Here is a 13222-nt window from a genome sequence, read left to right on the forward strand (position 1 = left end):
GAACACATGCTTCACCGGTCGGCGCTTAGAGTGTCCGGCATGGGGTACGACGTCGCGCGGGTAAGAGGGTCCATTCCCTCCCTCGGCGACGGGTGGATTCATCTGGACCCTCAGCTGGGGATGTTGATACCGGATCGGGTGTCGACCGCGGTGTCCACGGCGTTTCGGCACAGCGCGTCCAACCACTCGGCCGGTAACACCGCAGCCAAGCGGAGTGCAGCTCTGCTCGAATCCGCGCGTGTGGCGATTGCCGATCTGGTGGGTGCGTATCCGTCCGGGGTCGTCATCGGACCGGACCGCGCGACGCTGCTGTCGTGGCTCGCCGAATCGATGAGCTCACGGCTCGGTCTGGGAACCGGGCTGGTGCTCTCGCGCTTGGACGAGGAAGCCAATGTTGCGCCGTGGCTGCGGGTGGCCAGCCGAACCGGCGCGCACGTCAAATGGGCCGAAGTCGAAATCGATACCTGCGAGCTGCCCACGTGGCAGTTCGACGAACTGATCACCTCCACCACCAGGCTCGTCGCGGTCACTGCGGCGTCACCGATCGTCGGCAGCGCACCCGATGTCAGGGTTGCAGCAGATCTGGTGCACGAGGTGGGCGGACTGATCGTCGTCGACGCAGCCGGTGCTGCTCCGTACGCTCACGTCGACATCAAGGAACTCGGAGCCGACGTCGTTGCGATCGATGCTGCTGCGTGGGGTGGCCCGTCCGTCGGCGCGCTGATCTTTCGCGATCCGACGCTGCTGGAGCAGCTTCCGTCGATGTCGCTCAACCCGTCGGCCAAGGGGCCCGCGCGGCTCGAGGTCAGCAGTCACCAGTACGCGTTGTTGGCCGGTGTGGTGGCCTCCATCGACTACTTGGCCAATCTCGACGACGCCGCGACAGGAACCCGTCGTGAGCGTCTCGAGCTCTCGATCGGATCGTTGCAGTACTACCACGACGGGCTCTTCGACTACTTGATGAAGGCGCTGAATTCGCTGGATCACGTCATGGTGCTGGGCAATGCGCCCACGCGGGTCCCCACCGTGAGTTTCACGGTCGAGGGTGTGCCTGCGGTGAAGGTGTCCGAGCAACTCGCGCAGGCGGGAATCGGCAGTGTCAGCGGAGTTCACGGCGGCAGCCGTCTGCTCGACGCACTCGGAGTCAACGACGAGGGTGGTGCCGTCTCCATCGGTCTGGCTCCGTACACCACCCGCTACGAAATCGATCAGCTCGTCAAAGCTCTCGCTGCGCTCGCTCTTTGAGCGGCTGCGCCGCGCGTGCGCGAAACCTCGTAGCCCACTACGAGGTTCCGCGCACGACCTCAGGCGCACATCACTGGACTCGCAGGATCACTTTCCCGATCGTCTCGGCGTCGTCGAGCATTCGATGCCCTTGCGCCGCTTCGGTTATCGGGATTTCGGCGTGCACGACGGCAGTGACGCGTCCCTCGGAGATCAGCGGCCACAGGTGCTCCGTCATGTCCGCGACGATGTTGGCCTTGCTCGACGGTCCGGTTTCGGGGCGCCCGCGCAGCCCGGCTGCGTGAACCGATCCGCGCTTGGCGAGGAGTTTGCCGAAGTTCAGCTCTCCCTTCACGCCGCCCTGCATCCCGATGGTGACGACGGTGCCGTCCATGGCCAGGGCGTCGAGATTGCGATCGAGGTACTTCGCGCCCATGTTGTCCAGGATCAGGTCTGCTCCGTGATCCTTTGTCTGTGAACGAATCTCGTCGACGAAGTCCTGGTTCTTGTAGTCGATGAGGATGTCCGCGCCGAGATCGGCACACATGTCCAGCTTGTACTTCGAGCCGGCGGTGACCGCGACGGTGACGCCCATCTGCTTGGCCACTTGGATTGCGTGCGTACCGATTCCGCTACCACCACCGTGGATGAGCAATACCTGGCCCGAGCGCATGTGTCCATCCATCACCAGGTTGGACCACACTGTGGAGGCGACTTCTGGAAGTGCCGCTGCCACATGCAGATCGAGCCCTTGCGGAATCGGAAACAGCTGAGTGGCGGGTACTGCGACCTGCTCCGCATAACCACCGCCGGCCAAGAGTGCGCAGACTCTGTCGCCCACGTTCCAACCGCTGACGCCTTCGCCGAGTTCGGAGATGATGCCCGAGCATTCGAGGCCGAGAATGTCGCTGGCACCAGGGGGCGGCGGATAATTGCCCTGACGCTGCATCAGATCGGCACGGTTGATGGCCGTGGCCGAGACGTCGACGATCACCTGCCCGCGGCTCGGACGTGGGTCGGGAACCTCGGTCCATTCCATGACGTCGGGGTCGCCGAATTCTTTGAGTGTGATGGCACGCATGTCTCCATAGTGCGCCTCCGGCGCAGTGGCGCGGTTAAGTGCCCTCTGGAGCACTCAACCGCACCACTGCCGCAGGCACTTCTACAGGTCCCAGAGGTTGATCCCGAAGTCCTCGGCGTGCTGGTCGATCTGGGCCAGCTCGTCCTCGGTGAAGTCGAGGTTGTCCAGCGCGGCCACGTTGTTCTCCAGCTGTTCGACGCTCGATGCGCCGATCAGTACCGACGTCACCCGCGGGTCGCGCAGGGCCCAGCTCAGCGCGAGCTGTGCGAGGGATTGACCGCGGTCGGCGGCGATGTCGTTCAATGCCCGAAGGTGTCCGATGTGGTCGTCGGTGAGCCAATCCGGGTTCAACGACTTGCCTTGTGCTGCTCGCGAATCCGCAGGAATACCGTCGAGGTACCTGTCGGTGAGCATGCCCTGCGCCAAGGGAGAGAACGCGATGACGCCTGCGCCGATCGCGTCGAGTGTGCCGAGCAGTTCGGGCTCGATCCAGCGATTGACCATCGAATAGCTGGGCTGGTGAATCAGCAGGGGAACACCCGCGTCGGCGAGCAGATCCGCCATCTTCTGCGTCCCCTCGGGCTTGTAGGAGCTGATGCCCGCGTACAGGGCCTTGCCCTGCTGAACCGCGCTGATCAGCGCGCCCGCGGTTTCCTCGATCGGGGTGTCGTGGTCGGGGCGGTGGCTGTAGAAGATGTCGACGTGGTCCAGGCGCATGCGCGTCAACGATTGGTCCAACGAGGACAGCAGATACTTGCGCGAGCCGCCGAAGCCGTACGGGCCGGGCCACATGTCCCAGCCGGCCTTGCTCGAAATGATCAATTCGTCGCGATAGCCGGCGAAATCCTCCGAGAAGATGCGGCCGAAATTCTTCTCCGCACTGCCGTAGGGCGGGCCGTAGTTGTTGGCCAGATCGAAGTGCGTGATCCCCAGATCGAAGGCGCGACGCAGGATCGCGCGCTGGTTCATCACTGGAACGTCGTCGCCGAAGTTGTGCCACAGTCCCAACGAGATCGCCGGGAGCTTCGGTCCGCGTGATCCCACTTGCCGGAAGTGCATGGACTCGTATCTGTCGGCTGCGGCAACGTACGGCGGTTCGATGTTGGGATCTGTCATAACTCGACCATAGGTCTCGGACTCGAATCGAACATTCAACCAGTGCAAGCTACTCGTCGGTAGATTTCTTGCCTAAGATGTCACGGGTGACAGCCGAACTAGCCATTGGTTCCGGGGGGGACCCGCAGTGGCTCGACACTGCGGAAATGAAAGCATGGCGCGCCTACATGGACGGCGGGCAACGATTGATGGGGGTACTGAACAAGGATCTGCAGGATGGCCACGATCTGTCGATGGCGGAATACCGCATCCTGGTGATGTTGTCCGAATCGGTCGACGGCTCGGTTCGAATGAGCGAGCTGGCCGACGGTGTCCTGTCTTCGAGAAGTCGTCTGACGCATCAGATCAGGCGAATGGAAGTTCAGGACATGGTCACTCGCAGTACCTGCGTCGACGACGGCAGAGGTGTGCTCGCGGTGATCACCGAGGAAGGCCGTCGACGACTGGCGGAGGCGGCACCCACCCATGTGCGCAGTGTGCGCCGACATCTCGTCGATCTGCTTTCTCCAGAAGAACTCGAAGTGCTCGGCACCATCTTCGAGAAGGTCGACGCAGCGATGGACACCTCGGCGGCGGCACCGCGACGATGAGGGGCGATTGGGACTCGGGCCGCCCAGCCGTTTAAGATCGCACACGGAAGCGTGGCAGAGCGGCCCAATGCACTCGCCTTGAAAGCGAGAGACGTGTAAAAGCGTCCGGGGGTTCAAATCCCTCCGCTTCCGCCAACGGGCAAGGCCCTGATCTCACCAAGCGGTGCAGGTCAGGGCCTTTTCTCTGTCCTCGGTCAGGCCGACCCCATCCCTGCTGCCCACGCTTTGCCCACACTCTGTGCGGATACAGCGGCATCGAGAGCGGTCGCCACAGCGTCGAGATCGTCGTCGAAGAGGTCCGCGTAGACGTCGAGCGTCATAGCCGCGGAGGCGTGCCCGAGCATCCGCTGTAGCGCTTTCACGTTCACGCCCGCGCTGATGGCCAGGCTCGCCGCTGTGTGCCGAAGATCGTGCGGGGTGAGCCGAGGTACGCCCGACTTGGCTACGGCCCGTGTGAACCATCCCGTAGACGACACCGATCGCCGGAGGTAGTCGCCACCGCGGCCGGCGAACACCAGATCGTCGCGGCCCTTGCCCTCGCAGACCCTCGCCAGCTCGTCGACGAGGAATGCCGGCACCGGCACTACCCGCGACTTGTGCGACTTCGGCGTACCGACGTGGATCTGCTGTTCGACCTGAACGGCGTTGTCCACGATGTTGATTCGTCTCCGGAGCAGATCAAGGTGGCGAACACGGAGGCCAATCGCCTCGCCCCACCGGACGCCGCAGTAGGCGAGCACGAGCACCAGGACGCGATACTGGCCGGCGGCGGTCGCGAGCTCGGCCACCTCGGCGTGCGACAAGTACACGTGCGCCTTGCGCTGTTTGCGTGGCAGATTCTCGACACCGCGTGCCGGGTTCTTCGCGAGCCGCTTCGCTTTCACCGCGGTATCGAGCACGCCGGCGAGGACACCGTAGGCGCGGATGACGACAGTCGCACCCTTGCCCGCCCGCGTCATACCCGCGATCCACCGCTCGACCGAATCGAGCGTGATGTCGGCGAGCTGCACGTGACCCCACCGAGGCAGAACGTGAATCCTCCACGCCGTTTCGAGGGACTTGTACGCGGACGGTTTGAGGTCGGATTCTTTGCGGGACAACCAGTTCGGGCCGAACTCCGCGACGGTGATCTTCCCGAGTTTCGGTGGCACGTATTGGCCCGTCATCATCTCCACGGTCACCGTCGCGGCGAAGTCGAGCGCCTGCCGCTTCGATGTGAACCCTCGCTTATCCGTCTGCCGACGCTCCGGGGTTCGGTAGCGGACTCGCCACCGCTTGCCGCCCGCGGTCTCGTAGCTTTCGACGGTCGCCACTAGTCATCCTCGGTGAAGATCGTGCCGTAGCCGAAGCTCGCCCGGATCGACACGTCTGTTCCGTCCGACTCGATCATGCGGCTGACGAGCAACGGCCCGTCGCCGGGTTTGGTGCTCCGCCATGCGTACGTCGCGGGTCGAAGGAACGGCGGTTGTGAGGCTACCGCGAAGTCCAGATTGGACGTCCGTAGCGAGCGCATCCCGTCGAGGAAGAACCACAGAGAGCGAACTGAAACACGTTCGGCACCAGACGCATTGACTTCTAAGTCCCCATCGTAGGCAGGCTCAATCAACAAGGTATTTGGCGAAACATCGAGGGCGATCGCGAGCGCCATCAAGTCGTCGACGTCGACTCGTCTGGACCCGTTCTCGATCTGGCTGATCGAAGAGTTGCTGAGCGGGTGTCCGAGCTCGCTCATCGTGTCCGAAAGCGCGCGCAGGGTCATCCCCCGGTCGTTACGGACCCTGGCGATGTTCTTACGGACCGTCTCGCCGGTTGCTCCGATTTCCACGCGCTTTGCTGCCATGATCGAAATATAGCGAGGAACTTGCAAGCATGGAAATCGTGGAGTAGGAATACAGATATCCCAATGGATATTCAGGATTCCCGAGCAAGGAGACAGGATGAGCACCCCATCCCCCCTAGCGACACCCGACGAGGCCGCCGAGTTTCTGCGATGCAGCAAACAGACCCTCGCAGCCAATCGGTTCAAAGGAGTCGGTCCCAAGTTTGTAAAGCACGGCAGCAGAGTGCTTTACAAGTGGGTCGACCTCCATGCGTACGTGGAGGCGAACACATTCCAGCGCACCGACGACCGTCCTGTAGCGGTCTGATGCCGCTCACCCCCGACCCCTACGAAACTGCCCCCGATGCCGGCCAGGGCATCGAGGGCAACCAGGACCGACCCAACTCTCACGAAGGAACCGATCTGATGACGAACCCTACCGCGATCGCCGACGCCCTCGCCACGATCATCGCCCTACTCAACGCGTTCAATCGCGAGAAGCTCAAGCAGGTCACCGCCGGATGGACCGCGCCACAGCGATACGCCTACGCCTCGCAAATGCTCGAGCTGCAGCACGCCGCAGGCCGGAAAGCACAAGCGGTCGCAGCGGTCGCCGAGGCCGCGCACCCCGTCACGGAACAAGACCGGCCGGCGGGACACACCGGGCCGCTCGAACCATTCACGACCGTCCTGGCTGAGACGGGACAGCCGCTCCGAGAGTGGGCCATCGATTTCGATTCACCCGAAGACACGAACGTGTGGATCCGCCGCGACGACACCCTCGCCGTCGACGGTAGGCACGTCGTCATCGGTACACCCACCGTCAACGTCGAACTCGAATCCGCCGGCACACAGCAATTCAATGCCCACGACGCCGAGAGCCTTGCGCTGGCGATTCTCTCCGCAGCAGTCCTGCTCCGGACACAAGAGGCGGAAGCCAACGGATGGACCTGACCGCACCCGAACCCCACCACAAGAACGCCCCCGCTGCCGGCCAGGGCAACGGGGGCATGCCAATCACTCACACGAAACTCCACCAGAAGGAACTTCCGATGACCACTGTAAACCAGACCACCGACACGAACGAGCCTGATTGGGCGATCGGCGGCAGGACCCGTCTCGACCAGAACACCACAGCCATCGTGCAGCTCGTCGACGACCTACACGTTCGCTTCGTGATCGACGAAGGCAGCGACGACCGCCGCCACCGGTACGAGATCACCTTCGACGCGGCTGCCGCTCTCGGCTCACTCCTCACCGCCCTCAGTCACGTGATCCGCCCCGCTGGAATTACCCGCCCCGCAATCGCTTTCACCGAGGTCCAGGAGTTCGACAAGTGACGAACCCATTCGAGTCCCACCTCAGCAAGAGGAATCTCGCCACGCTCGACGCGATGTGCGCCGAGCACGGGCAGGGGAACCGAGCGATGGCCGCCGCGACCATGCACCAGATGCAGATCCAGGAACAGGAGGGCGCTCGGCTGTGCGCGATCGCCAACCTGCAATTCCCGGCGGCGGACGCGAGCCGGCCGGCGTGGTTCGTCGGCGAGACACCGGTATTCGACCACATGCTCCTCGACACCCACGAAGTCTGCAGAACGTGGACACGCTCGTTCGACGTCCCCGACCAGGGGTGGTCGGTAGCGATCGTGTGCGACGACGTCTACAACGAGGAGCAGGAGGAGTGGGAGACGTCCGGTCCGCGGATCGCGGTCTCCGTCGAGGAGTACACCGAGCTCGACCCCGAAAGCGCTGCCGCCCTTGCCATCGCGATCGTCGACGCTGTCGAAGCCCTGAACGGCACCGCCGGCGAATGAACGCGACCGAGTCAGTGTCCAGGTTCGAGTGGGAGCACTGCGTCAAACGCACACCCATGCCGGGCAGCACGAAGTTCCTGGCGCTGGTTCTCGCGACGTTCAGCTCTTCGAGGACCGGGTCGAACGTTCACCCGAGCGTGGCCCGGTTGGCCCGCGAAATGGAGGTCTCCGAACGGACCGTCAACCGCGGCATGGACTGGCTCCGAAACCACGGTTGGATCGTCCGTGTCCGACAGGGCAACCGGTGGAAAAACCAGGCCGACGAGTACCGGTTGTCACTCCCGAGCAACGTGCTCGAGGTGATGCAACTCGACCCGGACAGTCGACCGTACGACGGGAGTCTGAGCGACACCGATGACGCTCAGACTCCCGAAGTCCACCCGACACCGATGTCGCTCAGACTCGTTGAGAGCCGCAATGTCTGAGCGACATCTGGGCAAAGTCTGGACGACAACTCAGCAAGTCTGGACGACATTTGAGACGAGTCTGAGCGACACCAGTGTCGCCCCATCCTGTAGATCCTGCAGTTACCCAGCAATAGATCCATCGGTTCCCGGCTTGAGAGCGCAACTAACTGACCGCACGCGAGAGAGGAAACCAGATGCCCAATCGATACGGGGAGACCGAAGAGGAACCACCCCTCGACGACCACCATCCCGGCTGTCGGAAAGGCTGGCTCGGCGAGGACCCGGACGGCAACCCGATCCCGTGCATCCAGTGCCGACCGCACCTCGCCGAGCCGGCGAAGGTGAACGACTGCGACCCCAACAGGTACCGATGACGTACTCCAAGACACCCGAGGCCGCGAAGATCCTCAAGAGCCCGACACTTCGAGACGCCGCCTGCCACGGCCGGTGGCCGATGTTCGATGCCGAGATCGACGGCGAAAAGGCCGCCGCCGCAACCATTCGCCTCGATGCAGCGGTGCAGCTCTGCGCAACCTGCCCCGTCCACGCAGCATGCGAGTCCGCACGCCAAGCCCTACCCGTACGAGAAGTCGCCGGCGTCTGGGCCGGCCGCGTCTACGGACGCCCAACCCGAAAGGCAGCATGAAGATCAGCGTCAAACCCGAGGCCCGAGTCAACTGCCGACGCTCCGGCACGCATCGAATCGGCCTGCGCATAGCCGGACTGACCCTCGCCCTGACCGGACCCGAAGCGCTCACCCTGGCGGACCAGCTCGTCGACGCAGCCGAGAAGACCGACCGTGGGTAACCGACCGAAGCCATGCCTCGGCAACGGCTGCACTAACGCCACCACACACGAGGACCGCCGCTGCACCACCTGCCGCCGCATCCTCCACGAACTCCACGAAATCACTGGCGCAGAGGACGACCACCATGCCTGACCAGCCGACCTACACCGAATGCCGCAGTGCCGATTGCACCATCTGGACCGACGAGCCGAGCGGGTTCTGCAGCGTCTGCCAGGACGAGGTCCGGGAGCTCGACGAACGACTCGGCATCGACCCCGACCGCCCCACCCTGTAGGAGGTCCCATGCCCCACGCGCCGGCACGCATCTGCCCACGCTGCAAACAAACCACCACCGCACGCAAGTGCCCGACGTGCTGGCCCGCGTGGTCCGGCTCGGCCTGGAAGAACGGCAGCACACGACGCTGGCGCAAGCTCCGCGCCGAGCAACTCGAGCAACACCCGATCTGCCAACGGCCAGGATGCCACCGCCTCGCCCGCGAAGTCGACCACGTCGACAACCTCGCCGGCGGCGGTGAGATGTACACGGGCCCACTGCAGTCGCTGTGCCCACCACACCACGCCGAGAAGACCGCCACCGAACGAAAGCGAACGAACTATGACTGACCCACAGCACAGCCAGGACGCCGAGCTCCGCGAGCAGATGCGAGCCGCAGTCGAGCACCTCTGGGACGGCGTCGACGACGTCAGCCCCAACCTCAAAGCGGCACTCCGCCGAGCCGCGGCGACCCGACCCGCCCCCGCCCCGTAGGGGCGTCCACCGAACGGACGCCCTCAGCCACGGACAGCGACTCGGTGGCTCTTCGCGTGCGCGCTCAGGTTGGGGCGCATGGGGGGTATCAACCCGGAGGGGCACAGACACAACGAGAGGAACTCACCACCATGACCGATCGACACGACACCGAGGGCGCGGACCTCGAGCAGATCCGCAACATCGACGTTGCACGCGCGGCCCGGATGGCCCTGGCATCGCAGAACAACGACGGCCCGGGCATGCAGCTTGTGCTACGCGAGGCGGCCGCCGACGACGAGGGGTTCGCCCGACTGATCTCGGCGCTCGCAGCGCTCGCAAGGTCACTCTCGAACCAGCTCTCGCCGAACGATGTTGCCGCGCCCCTGTTACAGCTCATCGACGCGGCAATGCGTTACCCTGATAATTGAGTGATGGCGAGTAGGTGCATCGTCCGCGTAGCCGCTGTATGTCGAAGCGCCGCCAGCGATGCGCCTGCCGCGTTCTCACTCACCGGGTTTCGAGTAATGGTCCGCGAAGTTCTGGCCCGCGAAGCCGCTCGTAGTTGGAGCGCCGCCAGCCGTGGGGAACCGCCAGCCAGCCGCCGAGCCGGTTGACCACCCACTTTTCTTGCGCGCAATTCTGTTGCAGCGCAATGCCATCGAGGACCCACAAATGAATCTGAAACAGCAGTACGACGCAATCAGGAACCGGATGAAAGAGCTCCGGACGATCGGCCGTGAGCGCGATTTCACTGACGCGGAGATGAAGGAAGCCAACGATCTATTCGACCAGAGCGAGCGTCTCGAAAAGGAAATCGAGAAGAACGACGAGATCGCCGACAAGCTCAAGAGCATCAACGCCGACAGGGACGACGAAGACTCGGACGACGACGGCGACGACGACGACGACGATAGGCACCGGATCCCGCTCGGTGGGAAGAGCCTGAAGACGGGCTTTCTGCCGGCGCAGGGCAAGAGTTTCGACCAGCTCGCGCGCCGCATCGCCAAGCAGGTACAGGCGAACGGCCGCAAGTCGATCGACGTCGAAACGATCACCCCGGTCACGCTCAACACCGACCCGATCCCGATGGACAAGCCGGCCGGAAACCTCCTCGCGTTGATCCCCGTCGTACAGCGCGGCACCGTGCGGTTCGACTGGCTGCAGCAGACGGCCCGCACGAACAACGCGAAGATCGTCGCCCCGGGCGCGCTCAAGCCAACCTCGCAGTACGACATGGAGTCTCGCGGCGGCCGCCTCCGGGTCCTCGCGCACACGTCCTCTCCGTTCGACAAGTACCTACTCGCCGACTCGCCGTGGCTCGGCCAGTTCATCGGCAACGAGCTGCTGTACGGGCTGTACTCGGAGCTCGAGCGTCAGATCATCGCGGGCACCGGCGACGGCAGCGATGACGCCACCGAGCTGAAAGGACTGCTCGGCACGAGCGGAATCCGCCAGCAGGGGTTCGCCACCGACCGGATCGTCACCACCCGCAAGGCCGTGACGCAGCTCGAAAAGATCGGCGTCACATCACCGGCCGGCAGCTACTGGGTGATGAGCCCGGACGACTGGGAGGCACTCGAGCTTTCGCGCACCGCGGACGGCCACCTCGAGCTCGGCAGCCCCGTCAACGTCGCAGCGAAGCAGCTGTGGAGTCGACCCGTGGTCACCGTACCCGGACTCGAATTCGGCGCCGGTTTCCTCGTTGGCCCCGGGGCAACGCAGCTCAACACGGACCTGCAGGGCATCGAAACGCTGTGGTTCGCCCAGCACAACGACGACGCGTTCCGCAACCAGCTACGCGCACGCTGTGAGGGCCGTTTCGAGTTCGTCGTCCCGCTGCCCGGGCACATCGTGAATCTCGACCTCGTCGCAGGCTGATCGGTGGCTGTCGACACAGTCGGCGGTCAGGTCGGTGGCGTCGGTGTAGCCGACGCCATCGATTTCGACCTCGAGTTCCAGAAGATCGCCGACCGCCTCGCCGCGGACGAACGGAACCGGCTCAAGCCACCGCTCGTGCGCCTGTGGGACGGCGACTGGAACCTCCGCGGTATCTGTGCGCAGGAGAATTCGGCGTCGTTCCAGCTCGTCAACAACGAGACCGGCATCGGCACGATCGAGCTGCCCGAGGGCTACTACCTGTCGGACTGGCTCGTCGACGTCGAATCCCGAGGCACGACGAACGTGTTCATCACCGTCGACAAGGACGGGATGCGTTGGGCCGGAATGATGGAGGAGTTCGAGCTCCTCCACGACGACATCGGCAAGTCCGTCGTGAAGGTCACGTTCAAGCACGATTACCAGCACTTAAAGCACATTCTGTTCTGGAGCCTGCCTTGGCTCCCGGCGGAGGTCCAGCCCGGTTCGTGGATCGGGTTCGGCACCGCGAAACAGGTATGCAAGACAGCGCTTCTCGCGAACATCATGCGTCTCGAGTCGTCGGCGTTCATGCTGCCCGACAACCCGCTCGACGCATCGCAGTGGTTCAACTTCAACCAGTCCACCTGGTCGATGACCGTCAAGCCGACGCAACCCGGCGAGGTGGACAACTCGCTGATCGCGATCCTCGTCTCCCGATTCAAGACCGGGCACGAGGCGTGCCGGCGAATCGTCGACGACTCGCAGCTCACGTGGGTATGCCGGCGGTACCTCGAGGGCGATCCTCCGCCGTGGCCCGGTGCGAACCTCCGCCACGGCTGCCTGGTGTGGGATCTCGTCGACAAGTCCGGGTTCAACACTGGGACCGCTTTCCGCGGCGACATCTTCGGCGGCCTGATCCACGAGATCATGACCATCGGATCGGATGGCATCACCGAGAACGTCGAGACCATCGACGACCCGAACGTCCCCGGAGAACTGTTCCAGCCAGGATGGCGGGGCACAGTCCCACAGCTCCCGGGGTGCGTGTTCTACGAGTCGGAGCAGACCGGCACGTTCCGAACGTCGTTCAAGCACAAGCCCGCAACGGTCGTGCAGACGGTCGCAGGAGGGCACTCAGCACCGTACGTGAACGAGACCATCAAAGCGTTCATAGTCATGGCGGGAAACCTGACCGCCTCGATCCCAGGCATCCCGCCGATGGGCGAAGTAGCGGACGCATTCCTGTCCCCGATCTACACTGATGCGTTTTTCGCGTTCGGGGCCCACAAGAGTCCTCAACGCGCACAACGTCTTTCGACCAAAGGGTTCCACTACTTCGAGGACATGGCGCAAGGTGCCGACCGCGCCTACACCCTCAAGTACCTCATCGCGCAGCGCGCCGCGATGTACGAATCCCGCGAATCAACCAGGGCAACGCTCACCGTCACAGACGGAAACCCCTGGCGCGTCGGCGAAAAGGGATTCGGCGACTTCTCGATCGGCGACCGCGTCGGGTTCACCATCCGGGGCCCGAAATCGCTGTACGGAAAGATTTTCGTCGAGCAGGTTTCCGAGCTCACCCTCGCATGGGACCGCGGCACCACCCCGACGTGGCAGATCAAGATCGGCTCTCGCGAACCCGAGGATCCGATCCTCCGCGCATTCCAGGACCTGCAAGATTTCTTCGGAATGATCCAGGCCCTCGGCGTCGTCTAGTTGGCCGACGCAGGAACGCCAGAACGGCCCCGAGAGCAAATCTCGGGGCCGTTCTCCG

Annotated in this window: 20 protein-coding genes and 1 tRNA gene; 17 read left to right on the plus strand and 4 right to left on the minus strand. The window is 63.9% G+C overall.

The window, feature by feature from the left end; genetic code table 11:
* Positions 1–39 precede the first annotated feature (39 nt).
* Positions 40–1245 (plus strand): cysteine desulfurase-like protein, encoded by a 1206-nt coding sequence (locus BH93_RS02275; RefSeq protein ID WP_037174763.1) that lies wholly within the window; start codon positions 40–42, stop codon positions 1243–1245.
* A 70-nt stretch (positions 1246–1315) separates the two neighbouring features.
* On the opposite strand, the gene BH93_RS02280 is transcribed toward BH93_RS02275, so the two are convergent.
* Positions 1316–2305, minus strand: a complete 990-nt coding sequence (locus BH93_RS02280) for an NAD(P)H-quinone oxidoreductase (protein ID WP_037174762.1) — start codon at positions 2303–2305, stop codon at positions 1316–1318.
* A gap of 81 nt (positions 2306–2386) precedes the next feature.
* A complete protein-coding gene (gene mgrA, locus BH93_RS02285; protein ID WP_037174761.1) occupies positions 2387–3421 on the minus strand; it encodes an L-glyceraldehyde 3-phosphate reductase in 1035 nt (344 codons plus the stop codon).
* A 77-nt stretch (positions 3422–3498) separates the two neighbouring features.
* On the opposite strand from mgrA, the gene BH93_RS02290 reads away from it, so the two are divergent.
* Together BH93_RS02290 and BH93_RS02295 are read left to right on the plus strand one after the other, a co-directional pair.
* The gene (locus BH93_RS02290) at positions 3499–4011 is read left to right on the plus strand and encodes a MarR family transcriptional regulator (protein ID WP_080730805.1); all 513 of its coding nucleotides are present in this window, start codon (positions 3499–3501) and stop codon (positions 4009–4011) included.
* Between the two features lie 45 nt (positions 4012–4056).
* Positions 4057–4146, plus strand: a tRNA-Ser gene (locus BH93_RS02295).
* 59 nt (positions 4147–4205) lie between these two features.
* Here BH93_RS02295 and BH93_RS02300 read toward each other — a convergent pair.
* Together BH93_RS02300 and BH93_RS02305 are read right to left on the minus strand one after the other, a co-directional pair.
* Positions 4206–5324, minus strand: a complete 1119-nt coding sequence (locus BH93_RS02300) for a tyrosine-type recombinase/integrase (RefSeq protein ID WP_037174760.1) — start codon at positions 5322–5324, stop codon at positions 4206–4208.
* Positions 5324–5851: a helix-turn-helix domain-containing protein gene (locus tag BH93_RS02305; RefSeq protein WP_052065232.1), complete on the minus strand. Its 528-nt coding sequence runs from the start codon at positions 5849–5851 to the stop codon at positions 5324–5326. The genes BH93_RS02300 and BH93_RS02305 overlap by 1 nt, the downstream gene beginning before the upstream one ends.
* A 97-nt stretch (positions 5852–5948) precedes the next feature.
* On the opposite strand from BH93_RS02305, the gene BH93_RS27860 reads away from it, so the two are divergent.
* The 14 genes from BH93_RS27860 to BH93_RS02370 all read left to right on the plus strand — a co-directional run bounded on the left by BH93_RS27860 (position 5949) and on the right by BH93_RS02370 (position 13164).
* A complete protein-coding gene (locus tag BH93_RS27860; RefSeq protein ID WP_037174758.1) occupies positions 5949–6158 on the plus strand; it encodes a helix-turn-helix domain-containing protein in 210 nt (69 codons plus the stop codon).
* Entirely contained in the window at positions 6158–6784 is a 627-nt protein-coding gene (locus BH93_RS02310) for a hypothetical protein (RefSeq protein WP_037174757.1), read from the plus strand. Before BH93_RS27860 ends, BH93_RS02310 begins: the two co-directional genes overlap by 1 nt.
* A gap of 98 nt (positions 6785–6882) precedes the next feature.
* A complete protein-coding gene (locus tag BH93_RS02315; RefSeq protein ID WP_155291016.1) occupies positions 6883–7170 on the plus strand; it encodes a hypothetical protein in 288 nt (95 codons plus the stop codon).
* Entirely contained in the window at positions 7167–7646 is a 480-nt protein-coding gene (locus BH93_RS02320; RefSeq protein WP_037174755.1) for a hypothetical protein, read from the plus strand. The genes BH93_RS02315 and BH93_RS02320 overlap by 4 nt, the downstream gene beginning before the upstream one ends.
* A 56-nt stretch (positions 7647–7702) precedes the next feature.
* Entirely contained in the window at positions 7703–8071 is a 369-nt protein-coding gene (locus BH93_RS02325; protein WP_165712610.1) for a helix-turn-helix domain-containing protein, read from the plus strand.
* A gap of 176 nt (positions 8072–8247) precedes the next feature.
* Positions 8248–8427: a hypothetical protein gene (locus tag BH93_RS02330; RefSeq protein WP_037174753.1), complete on the plus strand. Its 180-nt coding sequence runs from the start codon at positions 8248–8250 to the stop codon at positions 8425–8427.
* Entirely contained in the window at positions 8424–8699 is a 276-nt protein-coding gene (locus BH93_RS02335; RefSeq protein WP_037174751.1) for a WhiB family transcriptional regulator, read from the plus strand. The genes BH93_RS02330 and BH93_RS02335 overlap by 4 nt, the downstream gene beginning before the upstream one ends.
* On the plus strand, positions 8696–8860 hold the full coding sequence (locus tag BH93_RS02340; RefSeq protein ID WP_155291015.1) for a hypothetical protein: 165 nt from the start codon (positions 8696–8698) through the stop codon (positions 8858–8860). The genes BH93_RS02335 and BH93_RS02340 overlap by 4 nt, the downstream gene beginning before the upstream one ends.
* 125 nt (positions 8861–8985) lie before the next feature.
* Entirely contained in the window at positions 8986–9135 is a 150-nt protein-coding gene (locus BH93_RS02345) for a hypothetical protein (RefSeq protein ID WP_155291014.1), read from the plus strand.
* An 8-nt stretch (positions 9136–9143) separates the two neighbouring features.
* Entirely contained in the window at positions 9144–9464 is a 321-nt protein-coding gene (locus BH93_RS02350; protein WP_037174750.1) for an HNH endonuclease signature motif containing protein, read from the plus strand.
* Positions 9457–9609, plus strand: a complete 153-nt coding sequence (locus BH93_RS02355; protein ID WP_155291013.1) for a hypothetical protein — start codon at positions 9457–9459, stop codon at positions 9607–9609. The genes BH93_RS02350 and BH93_RS02355 overlap by 8 nt, the downstream gene beginning before the upstream one ends.
* Before the next feature lie 131 nt (positions 9610–9740).
* The gene (locus tag BH93_RS02360) at positions 9741–10019 is read left to right on the plus strand and encodes a hypothetical protein (RefSeq protein ID WP_037174749.1); all 279 of its coding nucleotides are present in this window, start codon (positions 9741–9743) and stop codon (positions 10017–10019) included.
* A gap of 244 nt (positions 10020–10263) precedes the next feature.
* Positions 10264–11469, plus strand: coding sequence for a phage major capsid protein (locus BH93_RS02365; protein WP_037174748.1), 1206 nt, complete (start codon positions 10264–10266; stop codon positions 11467–11469).
* A 3-nt stretch (positions 11470–11472) separates the two neighbouring features.
* Complete coding sequence (locus BH93_RS02370) at positions 11473–13164, plus strand: Gp37-like protein (RefSeq protein ID WP_052065231.1); 1692 nt, start codon at positions 11473–11475, stop codon at positions 13162–13164.
* Positions 13165–13222 lie beyond the last annotated feature (58 nt).

Source organism: Rhodococcoides fascians A25f, assembly GCF_000760935.2.
GTDB lineage: Bacteria > Actinomycetota > Actinomycetes > Mycobacteriales > Mycobacteriaceae > Rhodococcoides.